Raw genomic sequence first — 14,451 nt, 5'->3', positions numbered from 1 at the left:
TCAGCGTAGCAATGGACAATCCGTGCATTGCAGATAAAGAGGTCGGGCAGCATGAGCGATTGGCAAGGCGTGGTGCGACGCAACCTCTGGCTGGCCGATGCCATGCTGCTGGTCGTCGCGATCATCTGGGGCAGCAGCTATGCGGTAGCCAAGCAGGCGCTATGGTTTTATCCGGTGCTGGGGTTTCTGGCAATTCGCTTCGGACTGACGTTCATCCTGCTGCTGCCGCAGCTGCGCGGAGAGGGGCGGCGGGCGATTCGTCCGGGCCTGCCGCTGGGGCTGGTCATGCTCGGGATCTTCCTTTGCGAAACCTGGGGGGTGATGCTGACCAGTGCCAGTAACGCTGCCTTTCTCATCAGCCTGTGCGTGGTGTTCACGCCTTTCGTGGAATGGGCGATGTTGCGCAAGCGCCCGAGCACTCTGTTGTTTGTGGCTTGTGCCCTGTCGTTGGTCGGCGTCTGGCTGCTGACCGGAGGCATGGCAATCTCGCTCAATTCGGGAGATGGACTGATGCTAGCCGCCGCAGTGTTGCGCGCCGTGCTGGTGTGCCTGACGCGACGGCTGACAGCTGATCAGCAGGTGCCGCCGCTCGCTCTGACGGCGGTGCAAAGCGGGGTCGTGATGTCTGGTTGCCTGCTGCTGGGCCTATCACTGCCGGGTGGCTTGCCGACGTTGCCGCAGAGTCCGGCATTCTGGGCCGCGACCTTGTACCTGGTGGTCTTCGCCACGTTGTTTGCGCTCTATGCACAGAACCTGGCGCTTGGCCGGACCAGCGCGACGCGAGTGTCCCTGCTGATGGGGTCCGAGCCGCTGTTCGGCGCGATTTTCGCCGGGCTCTGGCTGGGGGAGCGGTTGACGCTGACGGAATGGTCCGGCGGGCTGCTGATCATGCTGGCGACGCTGGGCACGTTGCGTTTCGGTGGCGTGGCGGCGCCAGTCGTGGGTGAGGGCAGGGAGCCGGTTGCCTGCCCTGCTACGTCCAGGCATTAGGGGAGGTTAAACACTTATGCGGTAGCGCTACGGTGGGCTGAAGCCCACCCTACGGCCGAGCGTGGTGTCTTCATGTAGGGTGGGCTTCAGCCCACCAGAATCCCCAAGGCTCCTCCGCGCATCAGGGACTGCCGCAACGGCCTAGCTGCGCTGCAGAGTCCGCACCAGTTCCATCAGTTGCTGCTGCCGTTCGGACTGCTCCAGCCGCGCACCGGGGTTCAGAGAAGACCATTGCGGATGGGCGCGACAACGGTGCAGCGCCTCAGGCAGCTTGCCTTCGCGCCACGTCTTGTCGTCCGGTGCATCGAGACGGATTGCCTCCATTGCGGCATGCCCACGAGCGGCGAGGGCGACGAGCAGCTGGCGTTGCCGTACAGCGAGCAGGCGCAGCACGGCATCATCGACGGTGAGTTCGCGTTGTCCCTTGAGCTTGCCCAGCAGGCGATTGCCATAGTGTCTTGCCGTTTGCGCTCCGCCGCCAGCAAGCGCTCCCAGCAGTGCGGCCGCGCCCATGGTGATACCGCCAACCATGAGGTCGACCCCAGCACCGGCGGCAGCGCCGGCTGCCATCCCGCCGCCGATCTTGACCCCCAGCTCCTTGAGCGTTTCGGGATTGAACAGGTCATCACCCCAGCGACCGTCGAGTAGAGGCAAATCGGCAGCCGCCGCATCCTGTGGGCGGAACCCGTATAGCCGCAGTAATGCTTCGACGCAGCGTTGCTCGCGGGAACGCACGGCGTCGTGCAATTCACGGATGGCGCCGCGCTCCAGGTCTGGCTGCGCCGCAACGCTGCGGCGGCAGGCGGCCACATCGACCAGCAGTTCGGCGATCAACCGGTTACCTTCGCTCAGCCGCGCGGCTGCCTGGGCCTCGTGGTCATCGATCAGCCGCTGCAGTTTGGGCCGCGATTGTTCCAGTAGCAGCGCCAGGCTTTCATAAAGTCGGCGCTCGCCATCGATCGGTGGTGCCACGCTGTCGAAGCGCACCAGCGCATGCAGGCCCAGGCGCGCCAGCGCTTCGCGCCATTGCTCTTCGCGGTGTCCGGTTTGTGCGACGAAGTTGAGCACCGGCAACAGCGGCTTGCCACAGCCGGCCAGCACCGCCAGCTCATCCTTGTATTTCGCGAGCACCGGTTCGCGGGCATCGATCACATAGAGCCCGGCATCGCTGGCCAGCAGCTGGCGCAATACCTTGGCCTCCTGTTCGAAGCGCTGGCGCGCCTCGCTGCCGTCGAGGAAACGGGCGGTGCGGGCCGGCCCGTCGAGGCGCTCGCCGGGGCGTTCGATGCACTCGAGATGATCGAGCAGAGCGATGGCGTCCTCCAGACCGGGCGTGTCGTAGAGCTCCAGTAGCGGTTCGCCGTCGACGGACAATCGTGCACCTTCGACGTGGCGGGTGGTACTCGGCCGATGCGAGACCTCGCCAAAGCTGACGTCGCGGGTCAGGGTGCGCAGCAGCGAGGTCTTGCCGACATTGGTGTGTCCGACCAGCGCGAGTTTCAGGGGCGCGCTCATGGCCGCGACTCCAGGTTGGCGCTTATGAGCGACGCGGCATATTGCGCGGCTGCCGCGTGCATCCGCTGCCTGTGTAGAAGCCAGCTTGCTGGCGATCCCTGCCGTGCGGCCGATTTGATCGCCAGCAAGCTGGCTTCTAGCGGAACCGAGCCGAGCTTAATCATGGCCAGTCTCCAACCAAGTCATGGGTGCGCTGCCCGAATGAGGCAGACCGAGGCTATCGAGCGCCTGATGCCAATCATGCAATCGATGGCTATCCAGCGCTTCGCCAGCGGGAGGTTGCAGCAACCAGACGCGGCTCTGGGCCGCGCAACGGCTCAGCTCACCGATCAAAGCCAGGGTGCCGCGGTCCGGCGAGCGACGCGGATCGCAGGCGATGGCCAGGCGTTGCGGTGGGAAGCGGGTCAGCTGCTCGAGCAATCGCCGACGTTGCTCGCGGTCATCCAGCACGCCCGCATCAGCCACGGACGTCGGCAGCTTTGGCGGCCACGCTTGGCTCTGGTCCAGCTCGATGCCGACCAGCACCGCGCCCTCGCTGCCGTCCAGTTGCGCACCGGCATTCGGTGCATGCAACTCTGCCGGCGCCGCGTCAGTGATGCCAAGGTGCTCGCTGGGTGGCTGAAGGCGCTCACGCAGCAGCCGGTAGGCCGGTAGTTGCAGGTCGAGCCGCAGCTGTGCCCGTCCACGTCGCCAACGCCACAGACAGAGCAATGCCAGCAGCAGGCGCGGCAGCAGGCCGTAGATCAGTACCACGCCAACCAGCCAGCCCGCCCAGCTTTGACGCGCGCTTTCTACACCGTTGGCCAGATCACCGCTGGCGCGGATCTGTTCGATGTCCGGCACGCTGAAACCCAGCAGCGACGGCAGCACGCCGAGCGCCTGTGTCAGACCGACGAATGCGCCTTCGCCAAGGATGGTGGTTTCCCAGACGAAGCCGTAACGCCGCGTGGCGAGCAGCGCGAGCAGCGTTACCAGGGCGCTGCTCATGGCAACCAGCCATAAGCCGTGCACGCCAAGCCCCAAGACCCAACGCCCGAGCCGTCGCTGTTCCAGTACCGTCAGCAGGGCCGGCGCCAACTGCACCGCGCGGGCGTCGCGGGCCAGTTTTTCGCTGAGCCAGAGCCACAACCGACCCAATGCACCGCCAGCGTCGCCCGCGAAGAGAAAGCCCAGCAACCAGCCCAGCAGCGTCAGTAGATTCAGGCCGAGCAGGCTGCTCAGTGCCCAGAACACATTGACCGGCCGTATTCCGTCGCCCAGCGCCGCAAGCGCCAATCCGGCCCCGGTAACCAGCGCCAGTAGCATCAGCGCATACCCGGCCAGCCGCGCGCCCTGCCGCCAATGATGCAGCGCGTCGACCAGCCCGTCGCGGCGCGCCAGCCACAGCGCCCGGTGCTCGATCAGGTCTGGCAGTGCCCCACCTTGCGCACGGGCTTGCCGGTTGGCCTCGGCATCATCGAGCGGGCCGGCATGTTCTTCCCGCAGGCGCACGGCTTCGGTCAGCCAGAGGCGGTCGAGGGGATTCGGTGAGGCTGGGAGAGGTGCAGGCACACGGTTTCTCGTAGAAGGGCTAGGCCCTGAGGATAACCGCTGCCGGTCACAAGGGTGAAATGGTCAACGAGCCCGGATTCGCTCCTGCCAATAACGCCGAACGGCGAAGAAAAGCGACAAGCCGGTGAGCACGATGAAGATCCAGGTAATCGGCCCGCGGAAGAAGATCATCGGGTCGCCGCGGCCGATCAACAGCGTGCGCCTGAGGTTGTCCTCGAACATTGGCCCGAGGATAAAGCCGAGAAGAAAGGGCGCTGTCGCGAACCCGGTACGGTTGAACAGATAGCCAATCACGCCGAAGAGCAGCATCAGGCCGATGTCGAACAGGCTGTTGTTCACCGCAAAGGCACCGTAAACGCAGAACATCAGCACGATGGGCAGCAGGATGGCCTTGGGGATCTCGGCGATCAGTGAAAAATACTTGATCACGCCGTGACCGACGAACAGCAGCACCGCCGAGCTCAGCATGATCCCGCAGAACAGTGCGTAGACCAGCGTCAGGTTTTCCTGGAACAGCACCGGGCCCGGCGTCAGCCCATGGATCATGAAGGCGCCGAGGATGATCGCAGTGATGACATCGCCTGGGATGCCCAGCGACAGCAGCGGAATGAGGGTTGCGCCGGCCACGCCATTGTTGCCTGACTCGGCCGCGGCGACGCCTTCGAGTTCGCCTTTGCCGAAGTTCGCCCGGTTGGCCGAGCGCCGTTTGGCTTCGCTATAGGAGATGAAAGACGCCGCCGTGGCGCCGGCGCCTGGAATGGCGCCGATGATCACGCCGATGAAGGAGCCGCGCACGATGGTGACCAGGCTGGACTTGAGTTCGGCAAGCGTCAGGCCAGCCCCGCTGGAGGCGGCGCGGAGATGCGGGCCGGCCTTCTTCAGATAGAAATCGATCACCTCGGGGATAGCGAACAGGCCGATCAGTAACGGCACGAAGGAGACCCGGTCCATCAGGTTGTAGTTATCGAAGGTCAGGCGTTGGCTGCCGTACACCGCATCCATGCCAATCATGGACACGATGACGCCGAAGCTGGCAGCGATCAGACCCTTGATCGGCGAGTCGCCTGCGATGGAGACGATGATGGTCAGCGAAAAGCAGATCAGCCAAAAGAACTCTGGCGGCCCGAAATTGAGCGCGACCTTGGCCAGGTAGGAGGCGAACAGGATCAGCGCCAGGTTCGATAACACATCGGCGATGCATGACGAGTAAAGCGCCATCTGCAGCGCCTTCTTCGCCTTGCCCTGCTGCGTCAACGGATAGCCGTCGAGCAGCGTGCAGGCGGCGGCCGGCGAACCGGGCGTGTGGATCAGAATGGCGGTGATCGAACCGCCGTACATGCCGCCCTTGTAGATGCCCACTAGCAGCAGGATCGCCGTCACCGGCTCCAGCGAAAAGGTGAAAGGCAGGGCTAGCGCAACGGCCATGGTCGCGGTAAGGCCAGGAATCGCGCCGATGACCACCCCAATCAACACGCCGATGAAGATGGCGATGAAATTGTCGACGCTGAGAAACAAGTCCAGGACTTCGGAAAAACCTTCCATTCGGTTACTCGCGTAAGGGCGCCGTCAGTTCCATAGCGTGCCGGAGGGCAGCGGGACATTCAGTACGTGGATGAACAGCAGGCTTACCAGCCACGGCAATGCGATCGCCAGCAGATACAGCCAGGGCTTGCGAACCGGATGAGCGGCAAACAGCAGCAGCGTGCCGAGAATACCGGCGACGATGGCGCCGAGCAGATCGAACAGCAGCCAATAGGCGCCAAGCCCGGCCAGCATCAGCAGCCAGCGCCGGGCCGGCGCACGCTCGGATTCGACGGCTGCGGTCCGGGCCGGCGGTCGCAAGCAGCCTTCAACGATCAATGCCAGGGACAACGCCGCGATCAGCCAGCCCGCCACGCTGGGCAGCCAGCGTGGCGACTGCATGGGGTTGTCGACCATCGGGGCTTCGTCGATATGGTTCGGCACCAGGTAGAACAGAAACACCAGCGCCGCGATCAACCAGAACACGCCCAGCCATGTGTTGAGATTGGCCCAGCGCGGGCGGCTCACCGCAGCATCGGTGGTCATCATGGGCCTCCGATCAGTTCAGCTCGGCCTGACCGGCTACACGCTGCCAGCGCTGAACATCCTCAGCGACGTAGTCACGGAAATCATCGCCTTCCTCGGTCGCCGGCTCGCCACCGATCTGTGCGGCGAAATCCTTGAAGCCCTGATCGTCCATGACTTTGTCTAGCGCGGTTTGCAGCGTCTGGACAGCCTGGTCGGACATTTGATCATCGGCGATCAGCCCGAACCAGGCGGTCGTGACGAATTCGCCCAGGCCCAGGTCCGCGCCGATTTTGGACAGCGGCTCGACATCCGGCAGGTAGGGGGATGCCTCCTTCGAGGTGACGGCCAGGGCCTTGAGCTTGCCGGACTGGATGTGCGAGAGCACGGTCGGCATGTTTTCGAAGGAGACGTCGACGTCGCCGCTGAGCAACGCAGGCAGTGCCTCACCGCTACCACGGAAGGGCACGTGGGTCATCTGGGTGCCGGTCATGGTCTTGAACAACTCGCCGGACATGTGGATCGAGCTGCCAATGCCGGCGGAGCTGAAGGTCATCTCCTTGGTCTTGGCCGCCTCGATGAATTCTTCTACCGAGTTGTACGGGCTGTCAGCCGGAACCACCATCACGTTGGGGATTTCGATGATGTTGCGGATGAATTTGAAGTCTTTCACTGGCTCGTAAGGCAACTTCTTGTAGATCACCGGGCCGATGGTATGCCCGGGAGACGCCATCAGAATGGTGTGGTCGGCGCCCCGTCCGCCGCGGGCCAGTTGTCCGGTGGCCATGGTCGAGCCGGCGCCCGGACGGTTTTCCACGACGACCGTGCCGATCTGTTGCTGCAACAGGTCGGCAACCTTGCGCGACAGGACGTCCGTGGTCCCGCCCGGTGCATAGGGCACCACCAGACGGACGGTGTCGGTCGGCCATTCGGCGGCCTGGGCCAGCGAGGCGAGGGGGAGCGTGGCGGCCAGGAGGAACAGGCTCAGGGTGCGCTTCATAGTCAGGGGCATGGTGGTGTTCTCTTCTTGTAGTTGTTGTAAGACTGCGCGGGTGGCGATCAGGCGACGCTGTCACCTTAAAAGGATCGAACCCTGACGGGAGTCCGATGAACGCAAAACGGTTCGGTAATCGCACAGATGTTTGCAGGCCATCTGTTGTGGTTTCGACCCGCTTGCGCCAGTTTCGACTCCGTTGCCCGTTCAGATTAGAAGGAGAGTCGATGAGCGTTCTGCAAGGCATCAAGGTACTGGATCTGACACGCATCCTCGCCGGGCCCTGGTCGACCATGGCCCTGGCGGACCTCGGCGCCGAGGTGTGGAAGATCGAAAGCTTGGAGGGTGATGACACTCGCAGCTGGATGCCGCCAGCCAAGGCCGGCATCTCCACCTACTACCTCAGCACCAATCGCAACAAGCAGAGCCTGGCGGTGGACTTGCGTAAACCCGAGGGGCGTCAGCTGATCCTTGATCTGGCCGCGCAGGCCGACGTCGTGGTCGAAAACTTCCTGCCGGCGAGCCTCAAGCGCCTCGGGTTGGATTACGAAACGCTGGCAGCGGTCAATCCTCGGCTCATCCATTGCTCGATTACCGGATACGGGCGCGGCAACCCTATGGAAAACCGGCCTGGCTACGACTTCATCATCCAGGCCGAAAGCGGCTTCATGTCGATCACGGGCGAGAAGGAGGGCGAGCCCATGCGCCTGGGCGTGGCTTTCATCGATCTGGTCACCGGCATGAATGCGGTTCAGGGCATCCTGGCGGCGCTGTTCGAGCGCGAGAAGTCCGGGCTCGGTCAGTCGGTGGATATCGCGCTGTCCGACAGTGCGCTGCACTTTTTGGCCAATGTCGCGTCCGGCTACCTCAACACAGGTAAGGTGCCGCAACGCTACGGCAATGCTCACGCCAGCATCGTGCCCTACCAGCTGTTCAACACCGCCGATGGCAGCGTCGCCTTGGCCGTGGGCAACGACGAGCAGTATCGCCGCCTGTGTCTGGACGTGCTCAAGCGTCCGGAGCTGTACAGCGACCCGCGCTTCGCCCAGAACAAGGGCCGCACCGAGAACCGTGAGGTGTTGCTCCCGATACTTCAGAACGCCTTTGCGGGTTGGAACAACGAGGCGTTGATCGGCGCATTGCGCGCGCAGGCGATTCCGGTCGGTGAAGTGAAGGATGTCGCTCAGGCGCTGGAGTCGGAAACGGCAGGCTATCGCGACCTCGTCATCAGCGCCGAGCATCCGGTCGCCGGTGAGGTGCGCATGGTGCGCAGTCCGCTGCGCTTCTCGCGTACGCCAACGGTTGTCGCCAAGGCGCCGCCGCTGCACGGTCAGCACACCGATAGCGTGCTCGCCCGTGTGCTCGGCAAAAGCGAAGCGGAACTGGCCGAGCTGCATCAAGCGGGCGTGATCGGCTGACTCGCTCGCTCAGCGCCGATCACTTGGCACGACAACCCGGACGTAGGAGTGCCCGGCCATCCTGGCCGGGCGGGGTCGCGCTGGGTATTACTGCCCGCGCACTTTTACCGCGATATCCGGCTGATCGATGAACAGCCCGTCGATGCCAGCGTCGAGGAAGGCCTGTATGTCAGCTTCGATATTGCCGCGCTCGGTTGGGGAGTCGCCTTTGCGCAGATTGGCCGGAAGGAACACGTTCTCGGCGCGGAAGGTGTACGGGTGCACCTTCAGGCCAGCGGCGTGGGCGTTCGGCACGAAGTCGGTGGGCTGGCCGAGATTGCCGTTGGCGTCACGCGGAATGATGTAGCTCTTTTCCGGGCCGACGCCCGCGGCGTAGCGCGAGATGGCCTTCAGGCCTTCTGCGGTTGCCATCTGCGCGTAGGTCAGTTTGCTGCCGCGTACTTTCTGATCGTAGGGCTGTCCACCGCCAAACAGCTGGACTAGGCGCAGCTGCGTCAAGCCGCTGAGGGTTTTGAGGTTTTCCACTTCGAAGGACTGGATGTAGACCGGCGCGCTGCGGCCTGCATAGCCGTTGCGGTGGAGGACGCGCACCAGTGGTTTTTCCATAGCCAGGCCAAGCTTCTGGAAGTGCGTCGGGTGCTTGGTTTCCGGGTACAGACCGATGCGGCGGCGCTCGCTCAGCTGCATGGTTTTCACCAGATCGATGATCTCCTGCAGCGTCGGGATTTCCAGGCTGCCGTCGAGCCGCGCGTTACCGGGACGGATCGTCGGGATGCGCTCGATGGCGCGCAGTGTCTTCAGCTCGGCCAGGGTGAAGTCCTCGCTGAACCAGCCGGTGAGCTTCACGCCGTCGACCATTTGCGTGCGCTTGCGCTCGGCGAATTCGGGGTGCTGTGACACATCGGTGGTCAACCCCAGCTCGTTGTCGTGACGGGCGACCAGCTCGCCGTCGCGGGTCATGACGAGGTCCGGCTCGACATAGTCGGCGCCCTGCAGAATGGCCAGCGCGTAAGAGGCAAGGGTGTGCTCGGGCACGTAGCCACTGGCGCCGCGGTGGGCAATGACCAGCGGATGGGGCTCGTCGCGGCCGTTCTTGGCAGCGACCGAGGCGTCGGGCGTGGCGGCAAACGCGGCGATCGGCAGCAGCAGGCTGCAGGCGGCAAACAGGTGGCGCAAGGTAGGGCGGCTGTGGCGGGCCATTGTGGGCGTCTCCGTGGAAGGGGAGCGGTAAGCCTGAAGCGTGACAATGACGATAGCTTGACGCTTTGGTAAAGCGAAGATGACCGTTCGAGGTTGTTGACGTGTATCTGACGGCGCTGACTGCTCCGCGGGCGCTCTGTTATTCTCGCCGCCATGAATCAGACCTCACTTCCCCTCGCTATGATCGCGGCCATGGCGGACAACCGCGTCATCGGCCTCGACAACACGATGCCTTGGCACCTGCCGGCCGACCTCAAACACTTCAAGGCGATGACCCTTGGCAAGCCGATCATCATGGGGCGCAAGACCTGGGATTCCCTTGGCCGCCCATTGCCGGGTCGGCTGAATCTGGTGGTCAGCCGCCAGCAGGACCTTCAGCTCGACGGTGCCGAAACCTTTACTACGCTCGACGCTGCGCTGGTTCGCGCGGAGCAGTGGGCGCGCGAGCAGGGCGTCGACGAGCTGATGCTGATTGGCGGCGCGCAACTCTACGCCCAGGCATTGCCGCAGGCGCAGCGCCTCTACCTCACCCGAATCGATGCGGCCCCTGAAGGCGACGCCTTTTTCCCCGCCTTCGATGAAGCCGAATGGCAGCGTACCGAGAGCCAGTCACATCCGGCCGAGGGCGAGGCGCCCGGCTATCGCTTCGAGACCTGGCAGCGTCGCTGACCCGAGGCATCCCCAGACTTCCTTGACTGACGCCAAGTCCTCGCCTGGCGTCAGCTTCTATGCTTTCCCTCCGCTTCTCACGAGACACCTTTCATGCAGAACGACAAACAGGGCGCAGTGCAACGTGGCGCAGTGCAACGTGGTGCAGCGGACGCGGACGTCAACCAGCGTGACGCTGAACGCGAGGACGCGGAGCAGGCGGAAACCATCGCCGCGATCTTCGTCCGCCATCCGCTCTGGGAGGATGCGCTGGCGCTACTGCTGGGCACCGCGATGGTGGCGTTGGGCATTGCCTTCTACAGCCATGCCGGGCTCTTGACTGGCGGCACGGTCGGTCTGGCCTTTCTGCTCAAGTATTTCGCCGGCTGGCCCTTCGGTCTGGTGTTCTTCACCCTCAATATCCCGTTCTACCTGTTGGCGATCTGGCGCATGGGCTGGAGCTTTACGCTGCGCACCGTCATTGCGGTGGGTCTGGTGTCGCTGCTGGCCGAACTGACACCGAACTGGATTCGCTTTGCCGAGCTGAACATCTATTACGCCGCGTTGTTCGGCGGCTTCGCCATGGGCGTCGGGCTGCTGATGCTGTTCCGCCACCGCGCCAGCCTCGGGGGCGTGAACATCCTTGCGCTGTTCCTGCAGGAGCGGTTCGGCGTGCGTGCTGGGACCTTTCAGATGGGCATCGATGCGCTGATCGTGCTGGCGGCGGTGTTCATCGTGCCGCTGGATAAGGTTGCGCTCTCGGTGCTGGGTGCGGTGGCACTGAATCTGGTGCTGGCAATCAATCACCGCAGCGATCGCTATATGGGCGTCAGCTGAGCGATTAACCCAGCGTCACTAGCTGCGCACGCGGCTGGCCGTCCTCGATGTCCAGCAGGGCCAGGCTGATCGGCAGTGTGAAGCGGCGACGCCCGGCGCTCCCCGGGTTGAGGTAGAGCACGCCGTTGATCTGCTCGATCTTGGGCTGGTGCGAATGCCCGGCGATGACCACGTCGACCCGCTCGGCGACCGGGTCGATCCCCATCGTCTTGACGTCATGGGTGACGTGGATGCGCAGCCCGCCGATTTCCATATTCAGGTGCTCCGGAACCGCTGTAGCCCAATCACCGCTGTCGACGTTGCCACGAATGACGTCCAGTGGCGCGAGCTCACGCAACCTGTCCAGCACCTCTGGTTTGCCGATGTCACCGGCATGGATGATGCGCTCGCAACCCTGCAGCGCAGCGATGGCTTCAGGGCGCAGCAGGCCGTGGGTGTCGGAGATGACGCCTATGCGCATGGTGGCTCCCTTTTTCATGAGTGTATGGATGTTGGGCAAGCGAGGCTTGGCCGCGGTTCGATCTTGCGGCAGTCTGGCGCTCGCCTATTTGCAGGGGAGCGGGAATGGAGCAGGTCGATTGTGTGGTCATCGGTGCTGGCGTGGTGGGGCTGGCGGTAGCGCGGGCACTGGCCCAGGCCGGACGCGAGGTCGTGATACTGGAAGCTGAAGCCGCCATCGGCACGGGCACCAGTTCGCGCAACAGCGAGGTCATTCACGCCGGCATCTACTATCCGCAAGGTTCGCTGAAGGCGCGGCTGTGCGTGGCCGGGCGCGATGCACTCTATGCGTTCTGCGACAGTCACGGCGTGCCTTATCGGCGTTGCGGCAAGTTGATCGTCGCCACCGATGAGTCCCAATTGGCGGGGCTCGATGCGCTACAGGCTCATGCCTTGGCCAACGGCGTCGACGATTTGCGCAGACTCCATGCGGACGAGGTGAAGACGCTGGAGCCGCAGCTCAATGCCGTGGCTGGATTGCTCTCGCCGAGCACTGGAATCGTCGACAGTCACGCCTTGATGCTGGCGCTGCAAGGCGATGCCGAAGCCGCGGGTGCGCTGCTGGCGCTGCATGCACCGGTCACGGCAATGGCGGTGATGGAAGCGGGGTTGCGCGTCGAAGTCGGCGGCGACGCGCCCATGGCGCTGCTTGCCGCCAGCGTCATCAACTGCGCCGGTCATGCCGCGCCTGAGATCGCCGCGCGCACGGCGGGGCTTGCCGCCGAATCGGTGCCGGCGCGCTACTTCGCCAAGGGCAGCTATTTCAGCCTGGCGACCCCGACGCCATTCCGGCACCTGGTTTATCCACTGCCGGAACCCGGCGGGCTGGGCGTGCACCTGACTCTGGACCTCGGTGGTCAGGCGCGTTTCGGCCCGGACGTTGAGTGGGTCGACGGCCTCGATTACACGATGGATGAAAGCCGCGCGAATCGTTTCTACGCCGCGATCCGCCGTTACTGGCCGGGATTGCCCGATGGTGCGCTGCAACCGGCATACACCGGCATTCGCCCGAAGATCAGTGGACCCGGCGAACCGGCAGCGGATTTCCGTATCGACGGGCCTGCCGAGCATGGCGTTGCGGGGCTGGTGAATCTGTTCGGCATCGAATCGCCCGGGCTTACCGCGGCCCTGGCGATCGCCGATGAGGTCTGCCAGCGCCTCGCTCACGAGGCGCGTACCAGTTGATCAGACCGGGTCTTGCTCTGTGCTTGCCGGCGACTCGGGTAGGAACCAGTTCATCACCAGGGCGCAAATGCCGCCGGTTGCAACCCCGGATTCCAGCACGTTGCGCAGCTCGCCCGGCAGGTTTGCCAGGAACTCCGGCACCTGAGAAAAGCCCAGGCCCAGCGCCAGCGAGACCGAGATGATCAGCAGCGCGCGGCGATCCAGCTGGATGCCCGCGAGAATGTTGATGCCCGCAGCCGCCACCGCACCGAACATCACGATCGCGGCGCCGCCGAGCACTGGCTCGGGCACCGCCTGCAGCACGCCGGCCACCGCCGGGAAAAGCCCGAGAATCACCAGCATCACCGCGATCCACATGCCCACGTATCGGCTGGCGATGCCGGTGAGCTGGATGATGCCGTTGTTCTGCGCGAACACCGAGCTTGGGAAGGTATTGAAGAAGCCCGCCAGCAGCGAGTTGGCGCCGTTGACCAGCACGCCGCCCTTGATGCGCTGCATCCACAGCGGGCCTTCCACGGGTTGGCGTGAGAGCTTGCTGGTGGCGGTGATGTCGCCGATGGCCTCGAGCGACGTGACCAGATAGATCACCACCATCGGAATGAACAGACTCCAAGAGAAACCGAGGCCAAAGTGCAACGGCATCGGAATCTCGAACAGCTCGGCTTCGTGCATGCCGGTGAAGTCCAGGCGGCCCAGATAAGCGGACAGCGCATAACCGATGCCCAGCGCGATGATGATGGCGCAGCTGCGCATCCACTGGACCGGCAGCCGGTTGAGCACGACGATGGCGGCCAGCACCACGCCTGAGAGCAGCAGGTTCTCGCGGCTGGCGAAGGTGCCATCGCCCATGGCCGCGTAGCCGCCCCCCATGCTGATCAGCCCGACTTTGATCAACGTCAGGCCAATCATCAGGACGACAATGCCGGTCACCAGCGGTGTGATCAGGCGTTTGATGAACGGCAGGACGCGTGAAACGCCCATTTCGATAAAGGACCCGGCAATCACCACGCCGAAGATCGCTGCCATCACAGCTTCGACCGGCGTGCCCTGCTTGACCATCAGTACGCCGCCGGCAATCAGCGGGCCGACGAAATTGAAGCTGGTGCCCTGCACGATCAGCAGCCCGGCACCCAGCGGGCCGAAGCGCTTGCACTGAACGAAGGTGGCGATGCCGGAGATCACCAGGGACATGGAGACGATGATGTTGGTGTCACGGGGCGATACACCGATCGCCTGACAGATCAGCAGACCAGGCGTAACGATCGGCACGATGATCGCCAGCAGATGCTGCAGCGCGGCGAGAAAGGCGATCCAGGGCCGGGGCCGATCGTCGAGGCCGTAGACCAGATCGTTACGAGGCTCTTCGGGGGAGGACTTCAGCGCGCTCATGGCATGCTCCAGAAAAGAGCGCGATTCTACGTGGCGACGTCGACGGATCACAGCTGAACCCGTCGACTGATGCAGCAGGCCTGATCGCGAGCGAGCTCGCTCCTACGAAAAGCGGGACGGCGGGCGCTGACGGCTGTACACCTCGCCAGCCTCTGTAGGAGCCAGCTTACTGGCGGTCCG

Annotated in this window: 13 protein-coding genes; 5 read left to right on the top strand and 8 right to left on the bottom strand. The window is 64.1% G+C overall.

Going from position 1 to position 14,451, the window contains the following annotated elements; all coding sequences use genetic code 11:
* Nucleotides 1–51: 51 nt before the first annotated feature.
* Nucleotides 52–990 (top strand): DMT family transporter, encoded by a 939-nt coding sequence (locus tag ACQKEK_RS08355; protein ID WP_499141996.1) that lies wholly within the window; start codon nucleotides 52–54, stop codon nucleotides 988–990.
* A 141-nt stretch (nucleotides 991–1,131) separates the two neighbouring features.
* Here ACQKEK_RS08355 and ACQKEK_RS08350 read toward each other — a convergent pair whose 3' ends face one another.
* The 5 genes from ACQKEK_RS08350 to ACQKEK_RS08330 form a co-directional block, all read right to left on the bottom strand.
* Complete coding sequence (locus ACQKEK_RS08350; protein WP_499141994.1) at nucleotides 1,132–2,505, bottom strand: GTPase/DUF3482 domain-containing protein; 1,374 nt, start codon at nucleotides 2,503–2,505, stop codon at nucleotides 1,132–1,134.
* A gap of 156 nt (nucleotides 2,506–2,661) precedes the next feature.
* Nucleotides 2,662–4,056 (bottom strand): DUF2868 domain-containing protein, encoded by a 1,395-nt coding sequence (locus ACQKEK_RS08345; RefSeq protein ID WP_499141992.1) that lies wholly within the window; start codon nucleotides 4,054–4,056, stop codon nucleotides 2,662–2,664.
* A 63-nt stretch (nucleotides 4,057–4,119) separates the two neighbouring features.
* Nucleotides 4,120–5,598, bottom strand: a complete 1,479-nt coding sequence (locus tag ACQKEK_RS08340; protein WP_499141990.1) for a tripartite tricarboxylate transporter permease — start codon at nucleotides 5,596–5,598, stop codon at nucleotides 4,120–4,122.
* A gap of 24 nt (nucleotides 5,599–5,622) precedes the next feature.
* Complete coding sequence (locus tag ACQKEK_RS08335) at nucleotides 5,623–6,126, bottom strand: tripartite tricarboxylate transporter TctB family protein (RefSeq protein WP_499167577.1); 504 nt, start codon at nucleotides 6,124–6,126, stop codon at nucleotides 5,623–5,625.
* Between the two features lie 10 nt (nucleotides 6,127–6,136).
* The gene (locus tag ACQKEK_RS08330; RefSeq protein WP_499141986.1) at nucleotides 6,137–7,114 is read right to left on the bottom strand and encodes a Bug family tripartite tricarboxylate transporter substrate binding protein; all 978 of its coding nucleotides are present in this window, start codon (nucleotides 7,112–7,114) and stop codon (nucleotides 6,137–6,139) included.
* Between the two features lie 209 nt (nucleotides 7,115–7,323).
* Between ACQKEK_RS08330 and ACQKEK_RS08325 the strand changes: the two genes are divergently transcribed.
* Nucleotides 7,324–8,514, top strand: a complete 1,191-nt coding sequence (locus ACQKEK_RS08325; protein ID WP_499141984.1) for a CaiB/BaiF CoA transferase family protein — start codon at nucleotides 7,324–7,326, stop codon at nucleotides 8,512–8,514.
* Nucleotides 8,515–8,601: 87 nt separating this feature from the next.
* Here ACQKEK_RS08325 and ACQKEK_RS08320 read toward each other — a convergent pair whose 3' ends face one another.
* A complete protein-coding gene (locus tag ACQKEK_RS08320; protein ID WP_499141982.1) occupies nucleotides 8,602–9,714 on the bottom strand; it encodes a glycerophosphodiester phosphodiesterase in 1,113 nt (370 codons plus the stop codon).
* 153 nt (nucleotides 9,715–9,867) lie between these two features.
* Between ACQKEK_RS08320 and ACQKEK_RS08315 the strand changes: the two genes are divergently transcribed.
* Together ACQKEK_RS08315 and ACQKEK_RS08310 are read left to right on the top strand one after the other, a co-directional pair.
* Nucleotides 9,868–10,383, top strand: a complete 516-nt coding sequence (locus ACQKEK_RS08315) for a dihydrofolate reductase (protein ID WP_499141980.1) — start codon at nucleotides 9,868–9,870, stop codon at nucleotides 10,381–10,383.
* A 93-nt stretch (nucleotides 10,384–10,476) separates the two neighbouring features.
* Entirely contained in the window at nucleotides 10,477–11,199 is a 723-nt protein-coding gene (locus ACQKEK_RS08310) for a YitT family protein (RefSeq protein WP_499141979.1), read from the top strand.
* Nucleotides 11,200–11,203: 4 nt separating this feature from the next.
* Here the strand turns inward: ACQKEK_RS08310 and ACQKEK_RS08305 are convergent, their stop codons facing one another.
* On the bottom strand, nucleotides 11,204–11,659 hold the full coding sequence (locus tag ACQKEK_RS08305) for a metallophosphoesterase family protein (protein WP_128120429.1): 456 nt from the start codon (nucleotides 11,657–11,659) through the stop codon (nucleotides 11,204–11,206).
* 104 nt (nucleotides 11,660–11,763) lie between these two features.
* Here ACQKEK_RS08305 and ACQKEK_RS08300 point away from each other — a divergent pair, with 104 nt between their 5' ends.
* Nucleotides 11,764–12,882 (top strand): NAD(P)/FAD-dependent oxidoreductase, encoded by a 1,119-nt coding sequence (locus tag ACQKEK_RS08300; RefSeq protein WP_499141977.1) that lies wholly within the window; start codon nucleotides 11,764–11,766, stop codon nucleotides 12,880–12,882.
* Here ACQKEK_RS08300 and ACQKEK_RS08295 read toward each other — a convergent pair whose 3' ends face one another.
* Nucleotides 12,883–14,271 carry a uracil-xanthine permease family protein gene (locus ACQKEK_RS08295; protein WP_499141976.1) on the bottom strand — a complete coding sequence of 463 codons (1,389 nt, stop codon included), beginning with the start codon at nucleotides 14,269–14,271 and terminating at the stop codon, nucleotides 12,883–12,885.
* Nucleotides 14,272–14,451 lie beyond the last annotated feature (180 nt).

It is taken from the genome of Pseudomonas sp. NPDC077408 (genome assembly GCF_050269105.1).
Classification (GTDB): domain Bacteria; phylum Pseudomonadota; class Gammaproteobacteria; order Pseudomonadales; family Pseudomonadaceae; genus Stutzerimonas.
This window is presented reverse-complemented; position numbering and strand designations above follow the sequence as displayed.